Consider the following 20,830-nt stretch of genomic DNA (forward strand, 5'->3'; position numbering starts at 1 on the left):
AGCAAATCTGAAGATATTAATGGAGAGTTGATAAAATGAAAATAAATCGTTTAAAAGGATTAATTGTTGGCATTATTGCCCTTATCTTTATTGCTGGTTGTAGTGGAAATCGTGCGGTTCGTGATATTACCTCTGATATTAATGGTAGTTTTACTCCACAACAAATTGAAAAAGCCATTATCGATGCGGGTAAAGCACGCGGGTGGGCGATGAAAAAGATGCGTGATGGCTTAATCACCGGCAAGATTGTTACCCGTGGTTACTCTACAGAAATCAGAATTCCTTATACTTCATCACAATATTCTGTTGAGTATGTTGGTAGCCAAAACCTGACCCCTGACACTGAAAAAGTGCCTAATAATTACAATCGCTGGGCGACCAAGTTAGATCAAGATATTAAAACCAAGTTGCTCGAACAACAGAATCTATATAATTCAGCGCTTTAGTTTTCAGAATAAGCATACGGGATAGCCGTATGAATTTACGTAATATCATAAGAAATAAGGAAATATTTTTTGAGTACAAAGACTGAAGTACGCTATGGCTATGATAAGGACCCCTTTACAGCATTAGAAGCCATCACTGAAGCACAAAAACTTGCGTTTGCCCCAATGTTATTTCAAGCCGCGCTAAATCTCCGTGACAGTGGAATACTGACCGCGCTGGATAAAGCAGGTAAACAAGGCGCAACCCCTGAAGAAATCGCCCAATTTGTAAGTCTTAATCACTATGCTATTCAGCTTTTATTGGATGTTGGTTTAAGTAGTCGTATTGTTTATCAACTTAACGATCGTTTCTTGTTGGGTAAAATCGGCCATTTTTTACTGCATGACAAAATGACTCGGGTCAATATGGATTTTAGTCAGGACGTTTGTTATCAGGGAATGTTCCATCTTAATGAAGCGTTGGAGAATAGTCAGCCTGCGGGCCTTAAAGTGTTTGGCGACTGGGCAACTATTTATCCTGCATTGAGCCAGTTGCCTGATGCAGCACAAAAGAGCTGGTTTGCTTTTGACCATTTCTATTCAGATGCAGCCTTCAATGCAGCGTTTAAGCACATTTTTCCTTTAAATCCACAGCATATTTACGATGTTGGTGGGAATACCGGAAAGTGGGCGATGTGCTGTGCTAAAAATGATGAGCAGGTCAACGTCACTATTTTGGATCTTCCACAACAAATTGCTTTAGCTACAAAGAACATTGAAAACGCGGGATACAGCGATCGTATCAACGGTTATGGGGTTGATTTATTAACTGCTGAAGAATTACCTGGTGACGCGGATATCTGGTGGATGAGTCAGTTCCTAGACTGTTTTAGTGAGGAGCAGGTGGTCCATATCCTGAAGCTTATAGGTAAAAGCATTAAGCCGGATGCGCAAGTCTGCATTATGGAAGTGTTTTGGGATCGCCAACCATTTGAGGCCGGAGCGCTAAGCCTGAATGCATCATCTCTCTACTTCACTTGTATGGCTAACGGCAACAGTCGTTTTTATCATTCTCGGGTATTATATGATTGCCTACGGAAAGCTGGATTTTACGTACAGCAAGATATCGATAATTTAGGATTAGGTCATACCTTACTGATTTGTAAGCGTTTACCTGACTAAATTTTTGTAATGGATACCGTCAAAAGAGATTAACGGTATCCATTAATCTCTTTCTCTTCTAGTTTTTCTGTTTATTTCATTTTTATTCATACACTAACTAATTGATAAATATTATCATTGATAATGAAGGGTGAATTATATTTCATCATTCTAAATATGTGTTTTTGTATTTCTTTTATACTCTATTTTTCGTTAACCAAATTAATACATTGGATGGCGTTACTCTGTTAGCAATAATCATTGAACCTATATCATGACGACTGGCAATCGTGGTGGTTCGGATTTTTATTCTAAGGGAGTACCATTACCAGAATACGCGGGAAGGATTAACCAAGCTCTCACTGACGGTATCCATCGGCGAAACAGCGCCACATGCTTTACGCCAGCTCTGTCTCGCGGATTTATCTAACGGTGGTCGCGGTATAGTAGCTCCGACCAAGGGTCGACTGTTATACTTAGCAACGTGTATTTCAGCCATTAAATTAAACCAGCCAGAGAGCAAATAGATATGGGATTGCTGATTACTATTGTGGTTGTCATTTTTGTCGTGTTGGGTCTGGGTGGCTGGGTAATTAGCATTTATAACCGTTTGGTGGCACTGCGTAATAATATTGATGCGTCTTTTGCCAATATTGATGTGATTCTGAAACAGCGTGCTGACCAGATCCCTGCGCTAGTTCAGGTAGTCTCTAAAGCCATGTCCCATGAGCAAGAAACCTTTACCCGCTTAAGTGCAGCCAGAACCGCTTATCTAAATGCGGGTTCGATAAAGGATAAGGTGGACGCTGCCAATCAGATGGAGACGGCATTAAAGTCGGTCATTGCCATTTCAGAAAACTATCCAACGCTGATCTCCGGCGAGACCTTTATTGAGCTGCAAAAATCGGTCAGTGAAGTCGAGGATAAAATTGCTCACCGCCGTGAATTCTTTAATGATGCAATGAATCTTTACAATATTGGTATCGCTCTGTTTCCTAACATTTTTTGTGCCAAAGTGATGGGCTACCAACGGATGTCATTACTAAAAATCAGTACGGAAGAGACCGCTTATGATGGGGTTAAATTTAGCAGCTAATCATTCCTGCTATGATTAGTATTCACTCGCTTCGGGGATAGTTATCCCCGAATATTTCCCTATTTTTCTAATATATCGTTCCCTAATCGAAGAGCGGCATTAGCATGAGAGGATATCGGGTGATAGTAATAGAGGGGATTTTTTTACTTATTAATGGCTTGTGATTGGTCAGCTATTAATATAGCTGACTACATCTTCCATCAAGGCCTGATGCTCACCCTCGTTCCACAGCCTTACTCGCTGGCGAATATCATCACGCTGAGAAGCGGTTAACTGGTAACGGGTGATGTTTTCCTGTATCTGCCCCTTCCTTTCAGCATAACGATGCAACAATATCTGTTGTTGTTGCTCATCATTATTGTCATCGCTTTGCTGCTGTAAAAAGACTGCGCTTAAGGTTAAGAATACGCATTGTAATATCACTAGGCTGTCGGTTTGTTGTGAGTTTTTTGCCATATCCAGAGAGAATATGGCGGCCAAGTCTTCCGCAGCCTCCACGCTGTCAAACTGCAAAGCATAGAAGTAGTGCATCAACATGGGAGCGGTATGGTGCTGGGTATGGGATATGCGCGCCAGCGAGAGGTGGCAGAATGCTAATTGATGGTGGTTAGCTTCCGTATTTTCACCTTGGCTATAACGTTCAATCAATTGCCCGAATATTTCGGCGGCTTTATCTAAATCTAGTTCAACGGTATTACCCGACAAATACAGCTGTGCCAGTACCAGATAAGCAGGGAGGTAATCTCTCGCCAGTAGCTTATTCAGCCAGTGCCAAAGTTGCTGTGGCTGCCATTGTTCGGTCAGATAGATGTCGATGAGTGCCAGCATATAAGCCGGATCGTCGGTTAGTTCTGCCATACGGATCAGGTGGTGTTCTTTTTCTTCCAGAGAGAGTTCTGATTTTTCTGACAGTTCAAATTGTTGGGTCATTTTATGGTAAATAGTGACAATGGTGATTAATGGGGGAACCTTACCCGCTTAGTATAAACTAAACAATATCAGAAACTTTTTATTCTCTGGAGAGAATGATGTCTCAATTACGTATTGGCGTTGCCGGGCTGGGGGGCATTGCTCAAAAAGCCTATTTACCGATACTCAGCCGGACTGAGAACTGGGCGCTGGTTGGCGCTTTTTCGCCAAATCAGAAAAAGGCCAAAGTGATTTGCGACAGCTACCGCATTGCTTGCTTCTCCAGCCTGTCTGAACTGGCTCGCCACTGTGATGCGGTTCTGGTTCACAGCAGTACTGCCAGTCACTTCCAAGTGGTTGGTGAACTGCTAAAGCTGGGCGTTCATGTCTATGTGGATAAGCCGCTGGCGGAAACTCTGGAGCAGTCAGAGCAGTTGGTTGAACTGGCCCACCGGCAGCGAAAAACCTTGATGGTGGGGTTTAACCGACGCTTTGCACCGCTGTATCAGCAGCTTAAACAGGGCCTGGATCAGGCTTCCTCTCTGCGTATGGATAAACATCGTACCCATAGCGTAGGGCCAAATGATGTGCGCTTTACCATGTTGGATGATTATCTGCACGTTGTAGATACCGCGCTCTGGTTGGCTGGTCAGGACGCTAAACTGATGAGCGAACAATTGCGGGTGAATCAGGAAAAACAGATGCTGTACGCCGAGCACCATTTCCGCTGTGGCGATACCATCGTTACCACCAGCATGCATCGGCAGGCGGGCAGCCAGCGAGAAAGTGTACAAGCAGTCACCTCCGGAGCGGTTTTTCAGGTTGATGATATGCGCCGCTGGCGGCGTGAAAGCGCTCAGGGAATAATTGAATTGCCGACTCCTGGCTGGCAAACCACCCTCGAGCAGCGCGGTTTTGATGGGGCTATTCGCCATTTTATTGAGGCGGTGAGTAATCAGACTCCGGCTGAAACCTCCGGTGAACAAGCGATTTATGCCCAGCGGATCGTAGAGCAACTTCTGCAAAGCCACAGTGAGTAACCTAAAATAGAAATATATTCCGAGATGAATGACTCGGCTTAATGCCCCACCAGCGAGGATACGACTATGCAGCGTTCTTTAGATAGAGTCATTGAGGAAGCTATTCGGCCAGAAATGGGCCTGACTCCGGCCATCGTTGGTACTGTGGTATTGGTTTCTCAATGTGGAAAACGGTTATATCAACGGGCCGCCGGATATGCCGATCGGGAAAATCAGATCCCCATGATGATGGATACGCTGTTTCGCTTGTCATCCGTCACTAAGCCCTTTGTAACAGCGGCAGCGGGCGTGTTATTGGAGCAGGGGCGAATGGGTTTAAATGACTGTGTAACTCAATGGCTACCTGATTTTACGCCATCCTTACCGGATGGTAGCCAACCCGATATTACGATTGCCCATCTGCTCTCTCATTCTGCCGGATTAAATTATGGTTTTTCAGAGGAACCCGATGGCCCTTACCATCAGTTAGGGGTTTCAGACGGGTTGGATATTTCTGGATTAACGCTGGAGGAAAACCTTCAGCGTATAGCCTGTGCTCCATTGCTGTATCTACCGGGAACATCAATGCAATATTCAGTGGCGACTGATGTTTTGGGTGCGGTGATTGCTCAGATATGCGGTACTAATCTGGCGGATGCTATCCATCAATTAGTCACGGAGCCATTGGGAATAACGGACAGCGGGTTTATGGTTTCTGAACCAGAACGGCTTGCGGTGCCTTATGTTAATAGCTCGCCTGAACCAAGAAAGATGGAAGCAGACGAATGGTTGGTTGATCCTGAGGCTGGTATTGCTGGCGGTATCCATTTTTCTCCCGGCAGAGCACTGGAGGCCGGAGAGTTTTTCTCTGGTGGTGGGGGCATGGTGAGTACTGCTGGAGATGTTGAAAGGCTATTACAAGTGTTCAGAACCGGTGGGCATCCTCTATTTGGTAAACAAACGCTAAACCAGTTGTTAATCGACCGGGCTGGAGATCTGGAGTTCAACCCTGGTTGGGGGTTTGCTTCCAGCTGGCAAGTATTAAGAGATCCGCTGTTAGCCAACTCTCCGCAATCGCCGGGAACGATAGGTTGGGGCGGCGTATACGGCCATAGCTGGTTTATTGATTTTGAGCAGGACCTCAGCGTAGTAGTGCTGACTAATACCTCCCCAGAAGGGCTGTTTGGGGAGTTTATTGAAGATATTCGCGATGCGGTTTATATGGCGTTGTTGGCGAAGGCTTCGTGATATGAGTCGCCGCTCCTTATGTCACTACATGCTACCCTAGGCCTGACACACTCAAGCTTAAGTACAGAGGGGCTCCCGGCCAAGCACAAAGGTGATATACGCAATATCGTTGTTACGGACGGAATATTCACAGAAGCCAATAGTAAAAATGTTAATCGGCGGGCTTTGCCCGCCGAACGCCAGCGTTAAATACAACCAGTCTTCCGATAGAAATATTACTTAATATCCTGCCGCTAAATCATCCTTAGACCTCGGATCCGCTGCCCCAAACAGCCCGTCTGGCGTCACCACAATACTTTGTGTGCTGCCCATTGCCGGTTTGATGCTGACTTTATGACCCTTTTTCTCTAACAGTTTGATGGTGTCAGTACTGATGCCTTTCTCAACCCGAATCTCCTCTGGCAGCCACTGGTGGTGAATTCGCGGTGCGTTCGTGGCTTCGGCGATATTCATATTGAACTCGATAGTGTTGAGGACAATCTGTAATACTGTGGTAATGATACGGCTGCCACCTGGGCTACCAGTTACCAGAACCACTTTACCGTTCTGAGTTACGATGGTGGGTGACATGGATGACAGAGGGCGTTTTCCGGCCTGAACCGCGTTAGCTTCGCCACCGATTAAACCATATACGTTGGGAACACCTGGCTTGGCAGAAAAATCATCCATCTGGTTGTTCAGCAGAATGCCGCTTTTTCCCGCTACAATACCGCTACCAAAGTTAGTATTCAGGGTATAGGTTACCGCGACGGCGTTGCCCTGAGAGTCGACTACCGAGTAGTGGGTGGTTTGGTCACTTTCATACGGCGCCAGCTTGCCCGGTTTGATAGTGCTGGATGGATTAGCTTTGTCGAGATGAATCTGCGAAGCCAATTGCTTAGCATACTTCTTACTGGTCAGCGCGCTGACGGGTACTTTAACGAAGTCCGGATCCCCTAGATATTCTGAGCGGTCGGCATAGGCGTACTTCATGGCTTCAGACATGACGTGAATAGCATCAGCACTGTTTTGCCCCATAGCTTTCAGATCGAAGTTTTCCAGAATATTCAGGATCTGAATAATATGGATACCGCCGGAAGAAGGTGCTGGCATGGAGTAAATCTCATAGCCCTTATAAGTACCGGAAACCGGCGTACGCTCGACGGCTTTATATGTAGCCAGATCCTGTTTGGTAATCAGACCGCCATTTTTTGCCATCTCATCGGCTATTTCATCGGCAATCTTACCCTGATAAAACGCAGCAGGCCCCTCAGCAGCAATCATGCTCAGACTGTTTGCCAGATCGGTCTGAACCAGCGTTTCGCCCTTTTTCCACGGGGTGCCATCGGGTTTAATGAAGATAGCCCGACTGTTAGGGTTATCGAGTAGAACCTCCTGACCGTAAACCGCCAGATCGTCTGCCAGTGCATCGTTTACGACAAAGCCCTCTTTTGCCAGCTTAATAGCGGGTTTCAGTAGCTCAGCTACCGGCATCGAGCCATATTTCTCATTGGCTAGAGCAAAACCGGCAACGGTACCCGGAACCCCTGATGCCAAATGGCTGGTGAGTGATTTCTTGCTGTCGGCGTTGCCTTTCTCATCCAGAAACATATCCCGTGTCGCTCTTGACGGTGCCATTTCTCGGAAATCAATAGCGGTTGTTTTGCCATCTTTGGTGCGAATAAGCATAAAGCCACCGCCGCCAATATTCCCAGCCTGTGGATGGGTAACCGCGAGGGTATAACCAATGGCAACGGCGGCATCAACGGCATTACCACCCTGTTTCAGTACTTCTACACCCACCTGCGTTGCGGTGCTATTTACGGAAGAGACCATCCCGTTTTTCGCGTACACCGGATGGAAAATATCCTCTTCAACACCGTAGGAGACAACTTTCGCGGCCAATGTTCCCTGCCAGAACAGCAGAAAAGCAACGATCAGATATCGCATACTGCCTTTTCTTAACATACTCAACATAACGCTTCCTCTGTGATGAAATGACTCAAATTTTAACAATAAATTCACATTAGAGGATTGTTTAGACTTTGACCAGAAAATAAATGGCAATAATGAGGGTAGAAATTGGGGGGACATCACGTTTTAAAATAAAACCGGCATTTTGTAATCATAACCTGTGGAACAAAAATAGATTCAGGGGCAACGCCCCTGAACTTTAGCCTTAAGGGCGTTCTTCAAATTTTGGATTGTCATCACACAAATCTTCCCACTCCGCTTTTGAAGCAGTGAAGATATGCATTTTCTCTGCTGGAGTAATTGACGTGTCCAGCGTACCTATCCGCAGGCGATAAGCTTCTGGTTGATTATCTCTGGCGCTATAGAGGGGAGAGCCGCACTCACCGCAGAAAAAGCGATGAACTCCCGGTGTGGAGGAAAAGCTTTTCAAACTCGCTTTGCCAGTCAGTAAGGTGAATTTGTCAGAACGAATAAGCGCAGCAGAATTAAACGCCGTTCCGGTTGCTTTGCGACACTTTGAGCAGTGGCAGAAAAAGAGTTGATTAATGGGTTCATCTAATTGATAGGTTACTGTTCCGCACAGGCAGCTTCCTTTTAACATAGTACTCTCCAGATTGATCATCACTGATAGATAAAAGTATACACTATCGATTAGTGTTGCAAATTTGGGCTTTATTGCATTACGCCTTTTGCCAATGGGTTGTGGCCCATTGCGCTTGTTGCTCATCAGATAAGAAGGTCCATGCCACAATACGGCTGGCTTTCTGCCCCTGAGCCATATCGATGGTTTTTATCTCAGTAGCCCCTGCATAGCGTAAAGCGTGATACAAAACCGGTAAGGTGGTTTTTTTAGAAACCAAGGTGGTAAACCACAGGCATTGATGGGCTAACGCTGCGCTTTCCTGCGCCATTTGACGCACAAACTGCTCCTCTCCTCCTTCACACCAGAGCTCATGACTCTTACCACCAAAATTTAGCACTGGCTTATCGTCATTTTTCAGATGGCCCAGATTACGCTGCTTTTTCAGGTTAACCGCTTCGGCCTCTTGGGCGGAAGCATGGAATGGAGGATTACACAGGGTAATATCAAATCGGTCAGTTGGTCTGATTACGCCGCGGAAAATATGCCCGGCATCTTTTTGCTGGCGGATATCGAATGCTTTTGAAAGATTACGGTTGGCTTCAGCGATCAGTTTGGCGCTGCCGACAGACACAGGGTCGATATCGGTACCCACAAATTTCCAGCCATAGCTGATATGACCAATAATTGGGTAGATAGCGTTAGCCCCAACACCAATATCCAGAGCATGAACTGCATTACCCCGTGGAACTTCCCCACCATGAGTTTGTGCCAGAATATCTGCCAGATAGTGAATATAGTCAGCCCGACCAGGAATCGGCGGGCAAAGATAACCTGCCGGAATATCCCACTGCTCGATACGATAAAAATGTTTTAATAATGCCTTATTCAACATTTTTACCGCCGCAGGATCGGAAAAGTTGACCGAGAGGTCGCCATATTTATTGGGCGAAACAAAAGGGGCAAGGTCAGGACAGCTGGCGATTAGCACAGGGAAGTCATAGCGTTGGCGATGCTGATTACGCGGGTGTAATTCTGATTTTTGCGTCGGAAACGGTTTTTTAGATGGCGTCATAGTGGTGTCAGCTACCATTGCAGAAGGTGAAACGATAGGTCCAATTAATTGAACCGTAATGGGGGTATTGTACGTGAATTAGAAACCGACTGGCAGAAGAAATCTGTTTAGCGCGTTAGGTGATTATTTTCACCCGATTAGCCAGATCAATACCGATACAGACCGGTACCAGCGCTATCTAAACTTTCTCTTCGGTTTTACGACGGGCTAGATAACCGCTGCGTAATTGGGTTAACTGAATAAATAGCTCGTTTTGATGCGTCACCACCTTTTCTGCCACTTTAATCAGTACTGGGATTTTATCAGCCCGCTGTTTCAGCAGTACATCAATATTGGCAAAGGATTTTTCCACGTGGTTTTGAGAGTGATGATTTTGTTATACAGTATTACCAGATAGCGAACTGCGTGGCGCAGTGACCTGCTGTGATGATGATACTTTCCCTTCTACTTCAACCAGCCTCATTGCCAGTGAACGGATTTTTGAGGTGGGTAAGATTTGCTGTAGATTAAAGATTAAGCCTTTGGTGGAGGGCTTTATCCAAGAAATAATAACAACCACCAATTGCCGCGGCGAAGAAGGCGATAAAAAACCATAATGAGTTCATTCTGTTGCAATAACATGATTGTAACCTTAAGGTGAATATGGACAACTTTGGATTTAAGGCCGTGGCAGCAGGCGCTGGTTGAGAACAGAATACCAACCAAATCGGTTATTCAGGCTTATTGGTGAGATTTAAAAATAAGGAAACCATCATGATTGAACAGAAAGTTCGTGAATATGAAACCCTGTTGCAGGAGATTCGTCATCAGATTCATGAAAACCCAGAACTGGGGCTGGAAGAAATTAAGACCAGCAATCTGGTCGCAGAAAAATTAACTGAATGGGGTTATGAAGTTCATCGTGGTATGGCAACCACTGGTGTTATCGGTACTCTGAAAGTCGGTGACGGCAAAAAAACACTGGGTATTCGTGCCGATATGGATGCGCTTCCCATTCATGAAGCTAGCGGCAAATCATGGAGCAGTAAAATTCCTGGTAGAATGCACGCCTGCGGTCATGATGGGCATACCACCATGCTGTTGGGGGCGGCTAAATATCTGGCAGAAACCCGTCGGTTTAACGGTACGCTACACCTGATTTTCCAGCCCGCTGAAGAGATGATTAACGGCGGTGAGATCATGGTAAAAGAGGGGCTGTTTGAGCAGTTCCCCTGTGATGCCCTTTTCGCCATGCACAATATGCCTGGCTTCCCGACCGGGCAATTCCTGTTTCAGCCGGGGGCATTTATGGCCTCGATGGATCAGTATCAGATTGTCATTAAGGGATGTGGTGGGCATGGTGCCATGCCTCATAAAGCCATCGATCCGGTAGTGGTTGCCTCGTATGTCACGACGGCGTTACAAACCATTGTGTCGCGCAATGTCGATCCTCTGGAAGCGGCAGTGATTACCGTTGGCAGTATTATTGCTGGTGAAGCCGCTAACGTTATTCCTGACACTGCGGTAATGAAGCTCAGCGTTCGCTCCCTGAGCCGGCCTACCCGTGAACTGTTGTTGAAACGTATCCCTGAGTTGGTTAAGGCGCAGGCTGAAAGTTTTGGTGCAATGGCAGATGTAAAACACCTCAATGGTACGCCGGTGTTGGTAAATCAGGAAGAGATGACGCAGTTTGCTTGGCAGGTGGCTAAACAGCAGTTTGGTGAAGAGCGTGCCATATATGGGGCGAAACCGCTAATGGGCAGTGAGGACTTTGCCTTTATGCTGGATGCCAACCCGAATGGTTGCTATCTGATGGTGGGAAATGGTGATAAAGATGAAGGTACCTGCATGGTGCATAATCCAGGTTACGATTTTAACGATAAGTGTCTGGTGCCGGGAAGTACATACTGGTGTGCGTTGACCGAAGCTTATCTGAAATAAATTATAAAAATAACATTGAAAACAATAAGTAATAAAGAAATTGCTTTCATTATGGGCGACTAAGGACAGGAAAAATGGCAGATACATTAACTTCAATCGCCTCAAAGGAGGTTGCGGCTGCTAAACCGGAAAAGAAGGTTAGCGGTCGGCGTATTATCTTTGCTTCGGCGTTTGGTAATGCTTTAGAGTTTTTTGATTTTGGGGTGTACAACTTTTTTGTGGTGTACATTGGGGTACTGTTTTTTCCACCAACCAGCGACCCTAATATAGGGCTATTACTGGCTTTTGCCACCTTCGGCGTTAGTTTTTTTATGCGTCCTTTAGGGGGCATTTTGATTGGTGCTTACGCCGATCGCTTTGGCCGCAAACCTGCTATGGTGCTGACGATTTTGTTAATGAGTCTGGGTACCTTAATGATTGGTATTGCACCCACTTACGCCAGCGCAGGTTATTGGGGAACCATCACTCTGGTGCTTGCCCGTTTAATTCAGGGGGTAGCCGCGGGTGGCGAAGTGGGGGCTTCCATGTCAATGCTGGTGGAGTCGGCTCCGGCTAACCGCCGTGGTTTCTATAGCAGTTGGGCACTGGCCACTCAGGGGTTGGCGACCACCTTTGGTGGATTAGTGGCATTAAGTTTGAGCGCCTATTTACCGATAATAACCGGCTCGCCTGATGTGATGTCCGAGTGGGGATGGCGTGTACCGTTCTTTATTGGCGTGGCGCTAGCTCCTATTGGTTGCTGGCTGCGTCTGAGCTTGGAAAACGATATGTCGCATCCTAAGCCTGCTAAAAATCAGGTTGTTGTGGTGCGCGAAAGCGCAGTGAAGCTACTGGGTCAGCATATTCGGGTGATTAACATTGGTATACTACTGACGATTGGTAGCACGGTGGCTACCTACATCTCGCTTTACTATTACGGTACCTATGCTGCGAAATACCTGAAGATGGACCAGAATTATGCCTATGCGGCCATGCTCTTAGCCGGCATATTAACCTTCGTTGGTGGTTTGTTGGTTGGGGTGCTAAGCGATCATGTGGGCCGGAAAAAGCTGGTGGTGATCTCTCGAATGGTGATTCTGCTGTTGGCTTACCCGTCATTTTGGCTGTTGGTGAATTATCCTGAGCCTGCGGTTTTACTCTCGGTTGTCTTTGTGATGGTGTGTTTTACCACATTGGGAGCCGTGCCGGTGATGTTAGTCATCTCTGAATTACTACCAAAGCGTATTCGTGCGTTGGGGTTTGCGCTAGTTTACAGTGTTGGGGTAGCTATTTTTGGTGGCTTTGCTCAGTTTTTTGCCACTCAATCTATTGTTTGGTTAGACAGTCTGACTGCGCCTGCATGGTACCTGGGCGGCGCAACGCTGTTTTCTATGTTGGCGTTGCCATTCTTTAAAGATCCAAAACGCCTGGAAGAATAATTCCTTGAACCGACCGGAATCGAAAGAGGGTATCCGGTCGGTTTACTTCCTGAAAGCGCTGCTGAATAAAATGCATATTCTGGCTGGACGGGGCATCGTAGCTGGTGTGGTCATGACGCGATTAGAATAATTACCCGTTTGTTTTTTTAGTTAATGTTCGCCAAAAACAACCGTGTTATGTTTTTTAATTCTGATAGTGAATATTGATCCCTGATATTAATGAAATTATTGCGTGAGACGATAGTGTTAATCGCATATTGCAAGGTTTATATCAATATCCAGTAAGTTATGCTTTTGTTGCTAAAATAATTAGAAGTTACTTTGTCATTATTTCGATATAATCGGCTTATCAAAATATGTACGTTTTGATTTGTCCGATACATAAACAGCGTGCCGGAAAGCATCAGGCCGCATAAAAAATAACGCAAGCAAACTAACAGCATAAATTATATGGAAAATACATCACAGATCCGTGAGCTTACGCTGCGCGGAATTATCATTGGTGCGTTGATTACCGTGGTATTCACTGCATCAAACGTCTACTTAGGATTGAAAGTTGGTTTAACCTTTTCGTCCGCGATCCCTGCTGCCGTTATTTCAATGGCAGTGCTGCGTTTCTTTTCGAAGTCGAATATTTTAGAAAATAACATGGTACAGACGCAGGCATCTGCTGCCGGTACACTGTCATCGGTTATTTTTATCCTTCCTGGCCTGCTAATGATTGGCTATTGGAACAGCTTCCCGTTTTGGCAGACATTATTGATCTGTTCTGCGGGGGGGATGCTAGGGGTGGTGTTCTCTATTCCATTGCGCCATGCGATGGTGGTGAAGAGCAACCTGCCTTATCCTGAAGGGGTTGCAGCGGCCGAAATTCTGAAAGCTGGCTGTAATGATTATGTGGGTGATGACGGTAAGTTAGTCAGCACTAACGAAGGTGCTGAAGACGATAAAGACAATGGATTTCGCGATATTCTGTTTGGTGGCTTTATTGCATCAGTAGTGAGCTTCGCGACTAATGGCCTACGGATTTTGGCTGATGGTGCCAGCTACTGGTTCGTTCAGGGTCGTGCTATTTTCCAAATTCCGTTAGGTTTCTCTTTAGCGCTGCTGAGTGCGGGTTATCTGATTGGAATTGCGGCAGGTATCGCTATTCTAGTTGGTTCAATCATTGCTTGGGGTGTTGCTCTCCCCGTTATCAGTTCATTAACCGGCAGTGCGGAAGGGCTGGCGACGTTAAGTTCCTGGGGCGTTTCAGTGCCTATGGATATCTTAGACAGCGGTTCTGTTAGCGCGTTGGCGATGACGCTCTGGAAAACTAACGTGCGCTTTATCGGTGCTGGTACGTTAGCAATTGCTGCTATCTGGACGCTGCTGACGCTGGTTAAGCCGATTATTGAAGGAATGAAAACGTCTCTGCGCGCGTTAAATAAAAACAACGTGGGCGAAGTGATTCCAAGAACTGAGCTGGACCTGTCGCCGAAGATTGTTTTACTCATCAGCGTGGTGATGTTCCTTGTATTGATTGCAACCTTCTACTCTTTCGTTGCTGATAGCGGTTTATCTGCAACAACGGCCTGGAGTCTGGTGTTTGCTTCCGTTATTTTTGCTTTCCTGATTGGTTTTCTGGTTGCTGCGGCCTGTGGTTATATGGCGGGCTTAGTGGGTTCATCTGCCAGTCCAATCTCCGGTATCGGTATTATTGCGATTACGACCATCTCTCTGCTGCTGCTGTTTTTAGGTGGCCTGAACGGGATGCTGGAAACGGAAAAAGGTACCAATTTTGCTACCGCGCTGGCGATTTTTACGACCAGTGCGGTATTAGCAATTGCTACTATTTCTAACGATAACCTACAAGATCTGAAAACTGGCTATCTGGTAAAAGCGACACCGTGGCGTCAGCAGGTTGCATTATTGATTGGATGTATCGTGGGTGCGGCAGTGATTTCTCCGGTGCTTGAGCTGCTGTATAACGCTTATGGTTTTACCGGGGCGACACCTCGTCCGAATATGGATCCAAATCAGGTACTGGCTGCACCGCAGGCAACCTTAATGACGACGATTGCCAAAGGTATCTTCTCCCATAAACTGGAGTGGACCATGATCATCACCGGTCTGGTGGTGGGTGCGGTAGTGATTATGATTGATGTAATGTTGGCTAAGAAGGGCAGCAATCTGCGTATTCCTGCGCTGGCTGTGGGTATGGGTATCTACCTGCCGCCTTCTATTACGGCTCCGCTGATCATTGGTTCTGTACTCTCTTGGCTGGTTGCGTCTCAGGTGAAAAAACGCGCTAAGGCACAGAATGGTGATTTCAAAGAGATGTATAAGCCAGTTGAGCGTAAAGGTGCTCTGATTGCCTCTGGTCTGATCGTGGGTGAAAGTCTGGTGGGGGTAGCGCTGGCTGTGCTGATTGTTATCAGTATCAGTAACGGTGGTAGTGATGCACCTCTGTCCATTAGTTCATGGCTTGAGCCTGTCTTCGGTAGCTCTGGTGTGGTTGAGCAACTGCTAGGCCTGGCGGTGTTTGTGATTGTTTGTATCTTGTTTGCTAAACGCGTGTTGAGTGTGCTGAAAGCTAAATAAGTTGTAATAGAGAGTATGAGTAAGAAGCCCATCGATGGAAGTCGGTGGGCTTTTTTATTATGGTTGGTCAATATTAGAAAATGCCTTCAGATGGGTTTTAACTATCGCTACCTTCTATTTTTTAAACAGTAGGTGCCACATTAGTTGTTACTGACCACATCATGGCGCAAGCAGCTATTCAACGAAGGTTAAAAAATAAATATCTTTGTTTCTCAGATATGGACGGGATTGTTTGAACTTTTAGTGAATATGATAGGGAGTAAAATTAGTAACAAATTTTACTCCCTTTAGTAAATATTAAAAAATACCTTCAAATGGGTTCCAGCCATCACGGCCTTTCACTTCCTTTAGATAGTATGCGTAATTGGCCGTTACTGACCACATCAGGAGGGAAACAATATTAATACCGTCACTCAGCACCTGGGACAGGCTAGAGCCTGTGCGGAGTCCAAAGCTGTCAGTAATAGAGTTAATCATCATGAAGATAACGATTATAACCAGATTCTTTTTCCATAACCCTAATTTGAAGAAATAAATAAAGCCAAAAAAGAAGGCAATAAAATTCAAACTTAATGAGATTTGGCGAGTAACTTTTTCAGCACTGAGAGCTGCTTTATGCTCAGGAGTGTTTGGTGCGCCATACAGATCAAAGAAAGCAAAACGGGTTTGTCATTTTTCTGGATACTGACTTTTGCCCATTATATTACCGAGTCCTTATTATGGTGATTAATCATTTTACTGAAAGTCCGAGTGCTATTTCCCAATACAAAAACTCGAGAAAATTCGTCCCAACAAATCATCAGAGGTAAATTCACCGGTGATTTCGCTGAGTGACTGCTGCGCCAAGCGCAGTTCTTCTGCTAGCAGTTCCCCTGCGCGAGCGCTGACTAACTGATCCATACCCTGCTCAAGGTGTTGTGCTGAGGTTTCTAACGCCTGTAGGTGACGGCGGCGAGCCAGAAAGCCCCCTTCGGTATTGCTGGTAAAGCCCATACTCTCTTTAAGATGGTTGCGAAGAGCTTCCACACCTTCACCGGTGCGTGCTGACAGGCGGATAAGTGAGTGACTATTCACTTCGCTGATACCCAGCGTTTCTCCGGTTAAATCGGCTTTATTTCGCACCACGGTAATGGGCAGAGTCTTGGGTAAGCGCGCCATAAACTCCGGCCAGATCTGTTCTGGTTCGGTTGCATCGGTGGTGGTGCCATCAACCATAAATAACACTCGGTCGGCCTGTTCGATTTCGTTCCATGCGCGCTCAATACCGATCCGTTCGACTTCATCACCGGCTTCGCGCAGGCCCGCAGTATCAATAATATGCAGCGGCATACCGTCGATGTGGATATGTTCACGCAGTACGTCACGGGTGGTGCCTGCAATGTCGGTCACAATCGCGGCTTCGCGGCCTGCCAGCGCGTTTAGCAGGCTGGATTTACCGGCATTAGGGCGTCCGGCAATCACCACTTTCATCCCTTCACGCAACAGGCTTCCCTGACGGGCTTCGGCTCTGACGCCGTTCAGCTCTTCCATGACTTGCTGGAGCTGAGATTCAATTTTGCCATCGGAAAGAAAATCGATCTCTTCGTCAGGAAAGTCGATAGCCGCCTCAACGTAGATGCGTAAGTGAGTGAGTGTTTCCACTAACTGATGAACTCGGTTGGAGAAAACGCCCTGCAATGAATTTACTGCCGAGCGGGCGGCTTGCTCTGAGCTGGCATCGATCAAATCGGCAATCGCTTCAGCCTGCGCCAAATCCAGCTTGTCGTTTAGGAAGGCGCGTTCAGAAAATTCGCCGGGACGGGCAATACGCACGTCAGGTAGAGTCAGAATTCGTTTCAGCAGCAAATCGAGAATCACCGGACCACCGTGCCCTTGTAGCTCCAGCACATCTTCACCGGTAAAAGAGTTTGGGCCGGGAAAGTAGATCGCAATTCCCTGATCGAGAATGCTGCCATCTATATCCCGAAACGGTAAATAGTCCGCATAGCGTGGTTGTGGAACTTTGCCCAGAAGCTGCATAGCCACTTCTGCTGCTTGTTTTCCAGAAACCCGAAGTATGCCGACGCCGCCGCGCCCCGGAGGAGTGGCTTGGGCTACGATAGTATCGGTTGTATTCATGATTTGGCTCTCTGAAAAGTGTATTAAGTCATTATATAAAAAAGGCGGTCATGGTGACCGCCTTTTATCAAGCATATTGCTGAGGTCTTACCGTCATATTAAGCGGTTTTCTTCTCTTTCTTATCGCGGTTATGTAGACCTTTCTTCTCCAAGCCACGATAGATCAGTTTCTGCTGGATAATGGTAACTAGGTTACTCACGATATAGTACAGAACCAGACCTGATGGGAACCACAGGAAGAAGACGGTGAAAATAACCGGCATATAAGTCATGATCTTCTGCTGCATTGGATCTGTCACCGGCGTTGGTGACATCTTCTGGATCAGGAACATGGTTCCACCCATTAACAGAGGCAGAATGTAGTACGGATCCTGTGCAGATAAGTCATGAATCCACAAGGCGAACGGCGCATGACGCAGTTCGACGGAGCCCATCAACATGTAATACAGCGCCAGGAAGATAGGCATCTGAATGATTAATGGTAAACAACCGCCCAGTGGGTTAACTTTTTCTTCTTTGTACAGCGCCATCATTTCCTGACTCATGCGCTGTTTGTCATCACCAATACGCTCACGCATCGCCTGTAGTTTTGGCTGTAACAGCTTCATCTTGGCCATGGACGTGTATTGCGCTTTCGTCAGCGGATACATGATACCGCGCACGATAAAGGTGATAACAATGATGGAGAAGCCCCAGTTACCAACAAAGCCCTGAATAAATTTCAGTAACTTAAACAGCGGCTGAGAGATAAACCATAACCAACCGTAATCAACGGTCAGGTCTAAGTGTTCAGCAACGGCAGCCATTTGGTTCTGAATTTCAGGACCAACCCACAGTTGAGCACCAAGTTGCTCAGACGCACCCGGTTGAATAATCACCGGCGCATTTCTGAAGCTGATAGATGACTGACCATCATCACCATGAGTGGTAAAGAATGTGCTTTGGCTGTTGCTATTTGGGATCCAAGCCGTAGCAAAATATTGCTGCAGCATGGCAACCCAACCGCCTTTAGTATCGACTTTCAGGTTCTCATCGGCGATGTCATCAAAACTGTATTTCTTATATTTGTTGTCATTCGAAGAGTACGCTGCGCCACGATAGGTATGCAGTGCAAAGTTGTTACTACCATTGTCACGTACTTTTGGCAGCTTAGTGGTTTGCTTCAACTGACCAAACAGCACAACATCCATTGGTTGCTGGCTGGTATTGTTCACGATGTAGTTGACATTAACGACATACTCACCACGTTTTAACACGAAGGTTTTGGTGTATTTCACACCATTGCTGTCGGTATAAGTCATCGGAACGGCAAGTTCGTTTTGACCATCAGCCAGCTCAAATACGTCTTGTGTGGTGGTATAAAGTGGACGAGAACCGTTAGCTGGGTTGTCTGGACCATTCTTACCCACGAGGCCGCTGAGAGCCTGATAAGTGAAATCAGGTGCTTTTTCCAGCAGTCTGAACGGTTGCTTTGAACCTAAAGTATCAGGGTAAGCTGACAGGTCGGCTTCCTGAATATCACCACCACGGGTACTGATAGTCATAGACAGGACGTCAGTTTTCACCGTGATTAGACTGCCTTCACCGACAGCCAGTTCTGACTGAGTGGTGCCGACCGATCCAGCCGCAGTGGTAGCAGTGGTTTTCTGCGCCGTTGGTGCTGGCTGTGGTGCATTATCCGTTTCCCATGCCTGCCAAATCAAAAAAGTGACAAACAGCAGGGCGACAAGAAGAAGATTACGTTGAGAATCCATTATTAATGTTCTCTATTATGGTCAGTATTGTTAGGCGGAACTGGATCATCACCACCCGTATGTAAAGGATGGCATTTTAATACGCGTTTGATTGTCAACCAACTACCTTTCACTACGCCAAACCTGCTCAATGCCTCAATTCCGTATTGAGAACAGGTAGGACGAAACCGGCAATGTGGCCCAAGTAGCGGGCTGATTACCAGTTGATAACCCCGAATCAACATAATCAAGATGCGGGAACCAGCCGACAATGACGACGCCATAACTTATCCAATGTTTCTGTCAGCGCGCAATTATCCAGATCGGCAATACCTTTTTTGGCTATCACAATAAAATCCATGGAGGGGAGATCATGCTGACATGTACGAAAACTTTCGCGGGTGAGGCGTTTAATTCGGTTACGTTCATGAGCTCTTTTCACGTATTTTTTTGCAACAGTGAGACCAAGACGCGGGTGACCTAGCGTATTTAGTCGGCCAAGAATGGTGATTTGAGGACTACCGGCGCGTTGCGGTTGCTGAAAAACAAATGTGAAAGTACTGGGAGTTAACAAACGTAACTCCCTGGGGAATGCTAGCTTAAGCTTAACCACACAGATGGTTAACTCGATTAACTGGAAACAGTTAAACGAGCACGGCCTTTAGCACGACGACGAGCCAGAACCTGGCGGCCGTTTTTAGTTGCCATACGTGCGCGGAAACCGTGGCTACGGTTACGCTTTAATACGGACGGTTGAAAAGTGCGTTTCATGGCGATCTCTACCTAAATCTTAATTATTACTGTCAATGCGTTTGGCTACCCGACGTGAAAACGACCGACGCCTCAATCACAATGTACAAAGAGGCGGGATTGTAATAATTGTACAGCCCCGAGTCAATTCAGAACGCTTATCTCTGCTTAAAAACTCGTAGTTACTACTACGATCTCCAGTTTTTCGGCTTTTTCCGACCCCTCGCCTTACCTTTATATTAAAAGTTAACGCAGGATTTGAGAAAGCGATAAACCTAAAGAGCGAGAAGCGCCACAAGTAGGGCTGAGGATTATACGTACTCCCTAAAAAATCGCAAGGATCGTGAATAGATCCTTTTCATCTATATGGGATCGTAATGGTGAATGTCGGCACGATCCTTGATGAGTGAGGTTATCCACAGTAACGGTAGAAACAACGCTTTACAGTTATTTCCTCTTCAATGAGTTGCCATAACGGGCTTATCTTTACTATTTTTTATCAGTAGTTTTTGATCTAAGCGATAACTTATCCTATTTATTCAGGTACACTTCTCAAAGCCTGTGGATAAAGTGATGATCTTCTGCATCGAAAGGAAGATCTCAGTGCTACTTTACGCTATCATATGCCGTTACTGACGATTTGATCTCAACGACAGGATCACATGTAACACTTGCTTTCTGCCGGACAATTTTACCAGTGGCCTGATTCGCTCTAAGGCGCAACTGTCTGTATGTTCTAAATAAAATTAAGAAGTACGTTGTAAGCGGTAGAGGAAGAAGCGTTAAAATCGTTTACGTCTCTCTACCTTTGTTATTGATCTTTTGTTCGAGTGGAGTTCGCC

The 20,830-nt window shown here is 46.2% G+C and carries 21 protein-coding genes; 9 read left to right on the plus strand and 12 right to left on the minus strand.

Annotated features, from left to right (window positions below; genetic code table 11):
* Positions 1–35 precede the first annotated feature (35 nt).
* Together HYN51_RS16115 and HYN51_RS16120 are read left to right on the plus strand one after the other, a co-directional pair.
* Positions 36–446, plus strand: a complete 411-nt coding sequence (locus tag HYN51_RS16115) for a hypothetical protein (RefSeq protein ID WP_108900949.1) — start codon at positions 36–38, stop codon at positions 444–446.
* 69 nt (positions 447–515) lie between these two features.
* Positions 516–1,607, plus strand: coding sequence for a methyltransferase (locus HYN51_RS16120; RefSeq protein ID WP_230513992.1), 1,092 nt, complete (start codon positions 516–518; stop codon positions 1,605–1,607).
* A gap of 304 nt (positions 1,608–1,911) precedes the next feature.
* On the opposite strand, the gene HYN51_RS16435 is transcribed toward HYN51_RS16120, so the two are convergent.
* Entirely contained in the window at positions 1,912–2,085 is a 174-nt protein-coding gene (locus HYN51_RS16435) for a hypothetical protein (protein WP_157953062.1), read from the minus strand.
* A 30-nt stretch (positions 2,086–2,115) separates the two neighbouring features.
* On the opposite strand from HYN51_RS16435, the gene HYN51_RS16125 reads away from it, so the two are divergent.
* Positions 2,116–2,682, plus strand: a complete 567-nt coding sequence (locus tag HYN51_RS16125; protein WP_230513993.1) for a LemA family protein — start codon at positions 2,116–2,118, stop codon at positions 2,680–2,682.
* Positions 2,683–2,850: 168 nt separating this feature from the next.
* Here the strand turns inward: HYN51_RS16125 and HYN51_RS16130 are convergent, their stop codons facing one another.
* Positions 2,851–3,612: a hypothetical protein gene (locus tag HYN51_RS16130; RefSeq protein WP_108900951.1), complete on the minus strand. Its 762-nt coding sequence runs from the start codon at positions 3,610–3,612 to the stop codon at positions 2,851–2,853.
* Positions 3,613–3,710: 98 nt separating this feature from the next.
* Between HYN51_RS16130 and HYN51_RS16135 the strand changes: the two genes are divergently transcribed.
* Together HYN51_RS16135 and HYN51_RS16140 are read left to right on the plus strand one after the other, a co-directional pair.
* Positions 3,711–4,631, plus strand: coding sequence for a Gfo/Idh/MocA family protein (locus HYN51_RS16135; RefSeq protein ID WP_108900952.1), 921 nt, complete (start codon positions 3,711–3,713; stop codon positions 4,629–4,631).
* A 66-nt stretch (positions 4,632–4,697) separates the two neighbouring features.
* Complete coding sequence (locus tag HYN51_RS16140; RefSeq protein WP_108900953.1) at positions 4,698–5,858, plus strand: serine hydrolase domain-containing protein; 1,161 nt, start codon at positions 4,698–4,700, stop codon at positions 5,856–5,858.
* Between the two features lie 219 nt (positions 5,859–6,077).
* Here the strand turns inward: HYN51_RS16140 and ggt are convergent, their stop codons facing one another.
* The 4 genes from ggt to HYN51_RS16160 form a co-directional block, all read right to left on the minus strand.
* Positions 6,078–7,787: a gamma-glutamyltransferase gene (gene ggt, locus HYN51_RS16145; protein WP_407936359.1), complete on the minus strand. Its 1,710-nt coding sequence runs from the start codon at positions 7,785–7,787 to the stop codon at positions 6,078–6,080.
* A gap of 229 nt (positions 7,788–8,016) precedes the next feature.
* Positions 8,017–8,412: a GFA family protein gene (locus HYN51_RS16150; protein WP_108900954.1), complete on the minus strand. Its 396-nt coding sequence runs from the start codon at positions 8,410–8,412 to the stop codon at positions 8,017–8,019.
* A 79-nt stretch (positions 8,413–8,491) separates the two neighbouring features.
* The gene (rlmF, locus tag HYN51_RS16155; RefSeq protein ID WP_108902103.1) at positions 8,492–9,466 is read right to left on the minus strand and encodes a 23S rRNA (adenine(1618)-N(6))-methyltransferase RlmF; all 975 of its coding nucleotides are present in this window, start codon (positions 9,464–9,466) and stop codon (positions 8,492–8,494) included.
* A gap of 178 nt (positions 9,467–9,644) precedes the next feature.
* Positions 9,645–9,818, minus strand: a complete 174-nt coding sequence (locus tag HYN51_RS16160; RefSeq protein WP_108900955.1) for a LemA family protein — start codon at positions 9,816–9,818, stop codon at positions 9,645–9,647.
* Positions 9,819–10,219: 401 nt separating this feature from the next.
* Between HYN51_RS16160 and HYN51_RS16165 the strand changes: the two genes are divergently transcribed.
* The 4 genes from HYN51_RS16165 (at position 10,220) to HYN51_RS16175 (ending at position 15,387) form a co-directional block, all read left to right on the plus strand.
* A complete protein-coding gene (locus HYN51_RS16165; RefSeq protein ID WP_108900956.1) occupies positions 10,220–11,386 on the plus strand; it encodes a M20 aminoacylase family protein in 1,167 nt (388 codons plus the stop codon).
* A gap of 74 nt (positions 11,387–11,460) precedes the next feature.
* Positions 11,461–12,804, plus strand: coding sequence for an MFS transporter (locus tag HYN51_RS16170; RefSeq protein ID WP_108900957.1), 1,344 nt, complete (start codon positions 11,461–11,463; stop codon positions 12,802–12,804).
* Between the two features lie 4 nt (positions 12,805–12,808).
* The gene (locus tag HYN51_RS16730; RefSeq protein WP_268993525.1) at positions 12,809–12,934 is read left to right on the plus strand and encodes a hypothetical protein; all 126 of its coding nucleotides are present in this window, start codon (positions 12,809–12,811) and stop codon (positions 12,932–12,934) included.
* A 320-nt stretch (positions 12,935–13,254) separates the two neighbouring features.
* Positions 13,255–15,387, plus strand: a complete 2,133-nt coding sequence (locus HYN51_RS16175; protein WP_108900958.1) for an OPT family oligopeptide transporter — start codon at positions 13,255–13,257, stop codon at positions 15,385–15,387.
* 297 nt (positions 15,388–15,684) lie between these two features.
* On the opposite strand, the gene HYN51_RS16850 is transcribed toward HYN51_RS16175, so the two are convergent.
* The 6 genes from HYN51_RS16850 to rpmH form a co-directional block, all read right to left on the minus strand.
* A complete protein-coding gene (locus HYN51_RS16850) occupies positions 15,685–16,032 on the minus strand; it encodes a DUF2628 domain-containing protein (RefSeq protein WP_407936360.1) in 348 nt (115 codons plus the stop codon).
* 108 nt (positions 16,033–16,140) lie between these two features.
* Complete coding sequence (gene mnmE, locus HYN51_RS16185) at positions 16,141–17,505, minus strand: tRNA uridine-5-carboxymethylaminomethyl(34) synthesis GTPase MnmE (protein WP_108900959.1); 1,365 nt, start codon at positions 17,503–17,505, stop codon at positions 16,141–16,143.
* A gap of 98 nt (positions 17,506–17,603) precedes the next feature.
* Positions 17,604–19,259: a membrane protein insertase YidC gene (gene yidC, locus HYN51_RS16190; protein WP_108900960.1), complete on the minus strand. Its 1,656-nt coding sequence runs from the start codon at positions 19,257–19,259 to the stop codon at positions 17,604–17,606.
* A gap of 2 nt (positions 19,260–19,261) precedes the next feature.
* Positions 19,262–19,522, minus strand: coding sequence for a membrane protein insertion efficiency factor YidD (yidD, locus tag HYN51_RS16195; protein ID WP_108900961.1), 261 nt, complete (start codon positions 19,520–19,522; stop codon positions 19,262–19,264).
* Positions 19,486–19,851, minus strand: coding sequence for a ribonuclease P protein component (rnpA, locus tag HYN51_RS16200; RefSeq protein ID WP_108900962.1), 366 nt, complete (start codon positions 19,849–19,851; stop codon positions 19,486–19,488). The genes yidD and rnpA overlap by 37 nt, the downstream gene beginning before the upstream one ends.
* Before the next feature lie 17 nt (positions 19,852–19,868).
* On the minus strand, positions 19,869–20,009 hold the full coding sequence (gene rpmH, locus HYN51_RS16205) for a 50S ribosomal protein L34 (protein WP_108900963.1): 141 nt from the start codon (positions 20,007–20,009) through the stop codon (positions 19,869–19,871).
* Between the last annotated feature and the right edge of the window lie 821 nt (positions 20,010–20,830).

Origin of the sequence: Limnobaculum parvum (assembly GCF_003096015.2) — a bacterium.
In the GTDB taxonomy this organism is placed as follows: Bacteria; Pseudomonadota; Gammaproteobacteria; order Enterobacterales; family Enterobacteriaceae; genus Limnobaculum; species Limnobaculum parvum.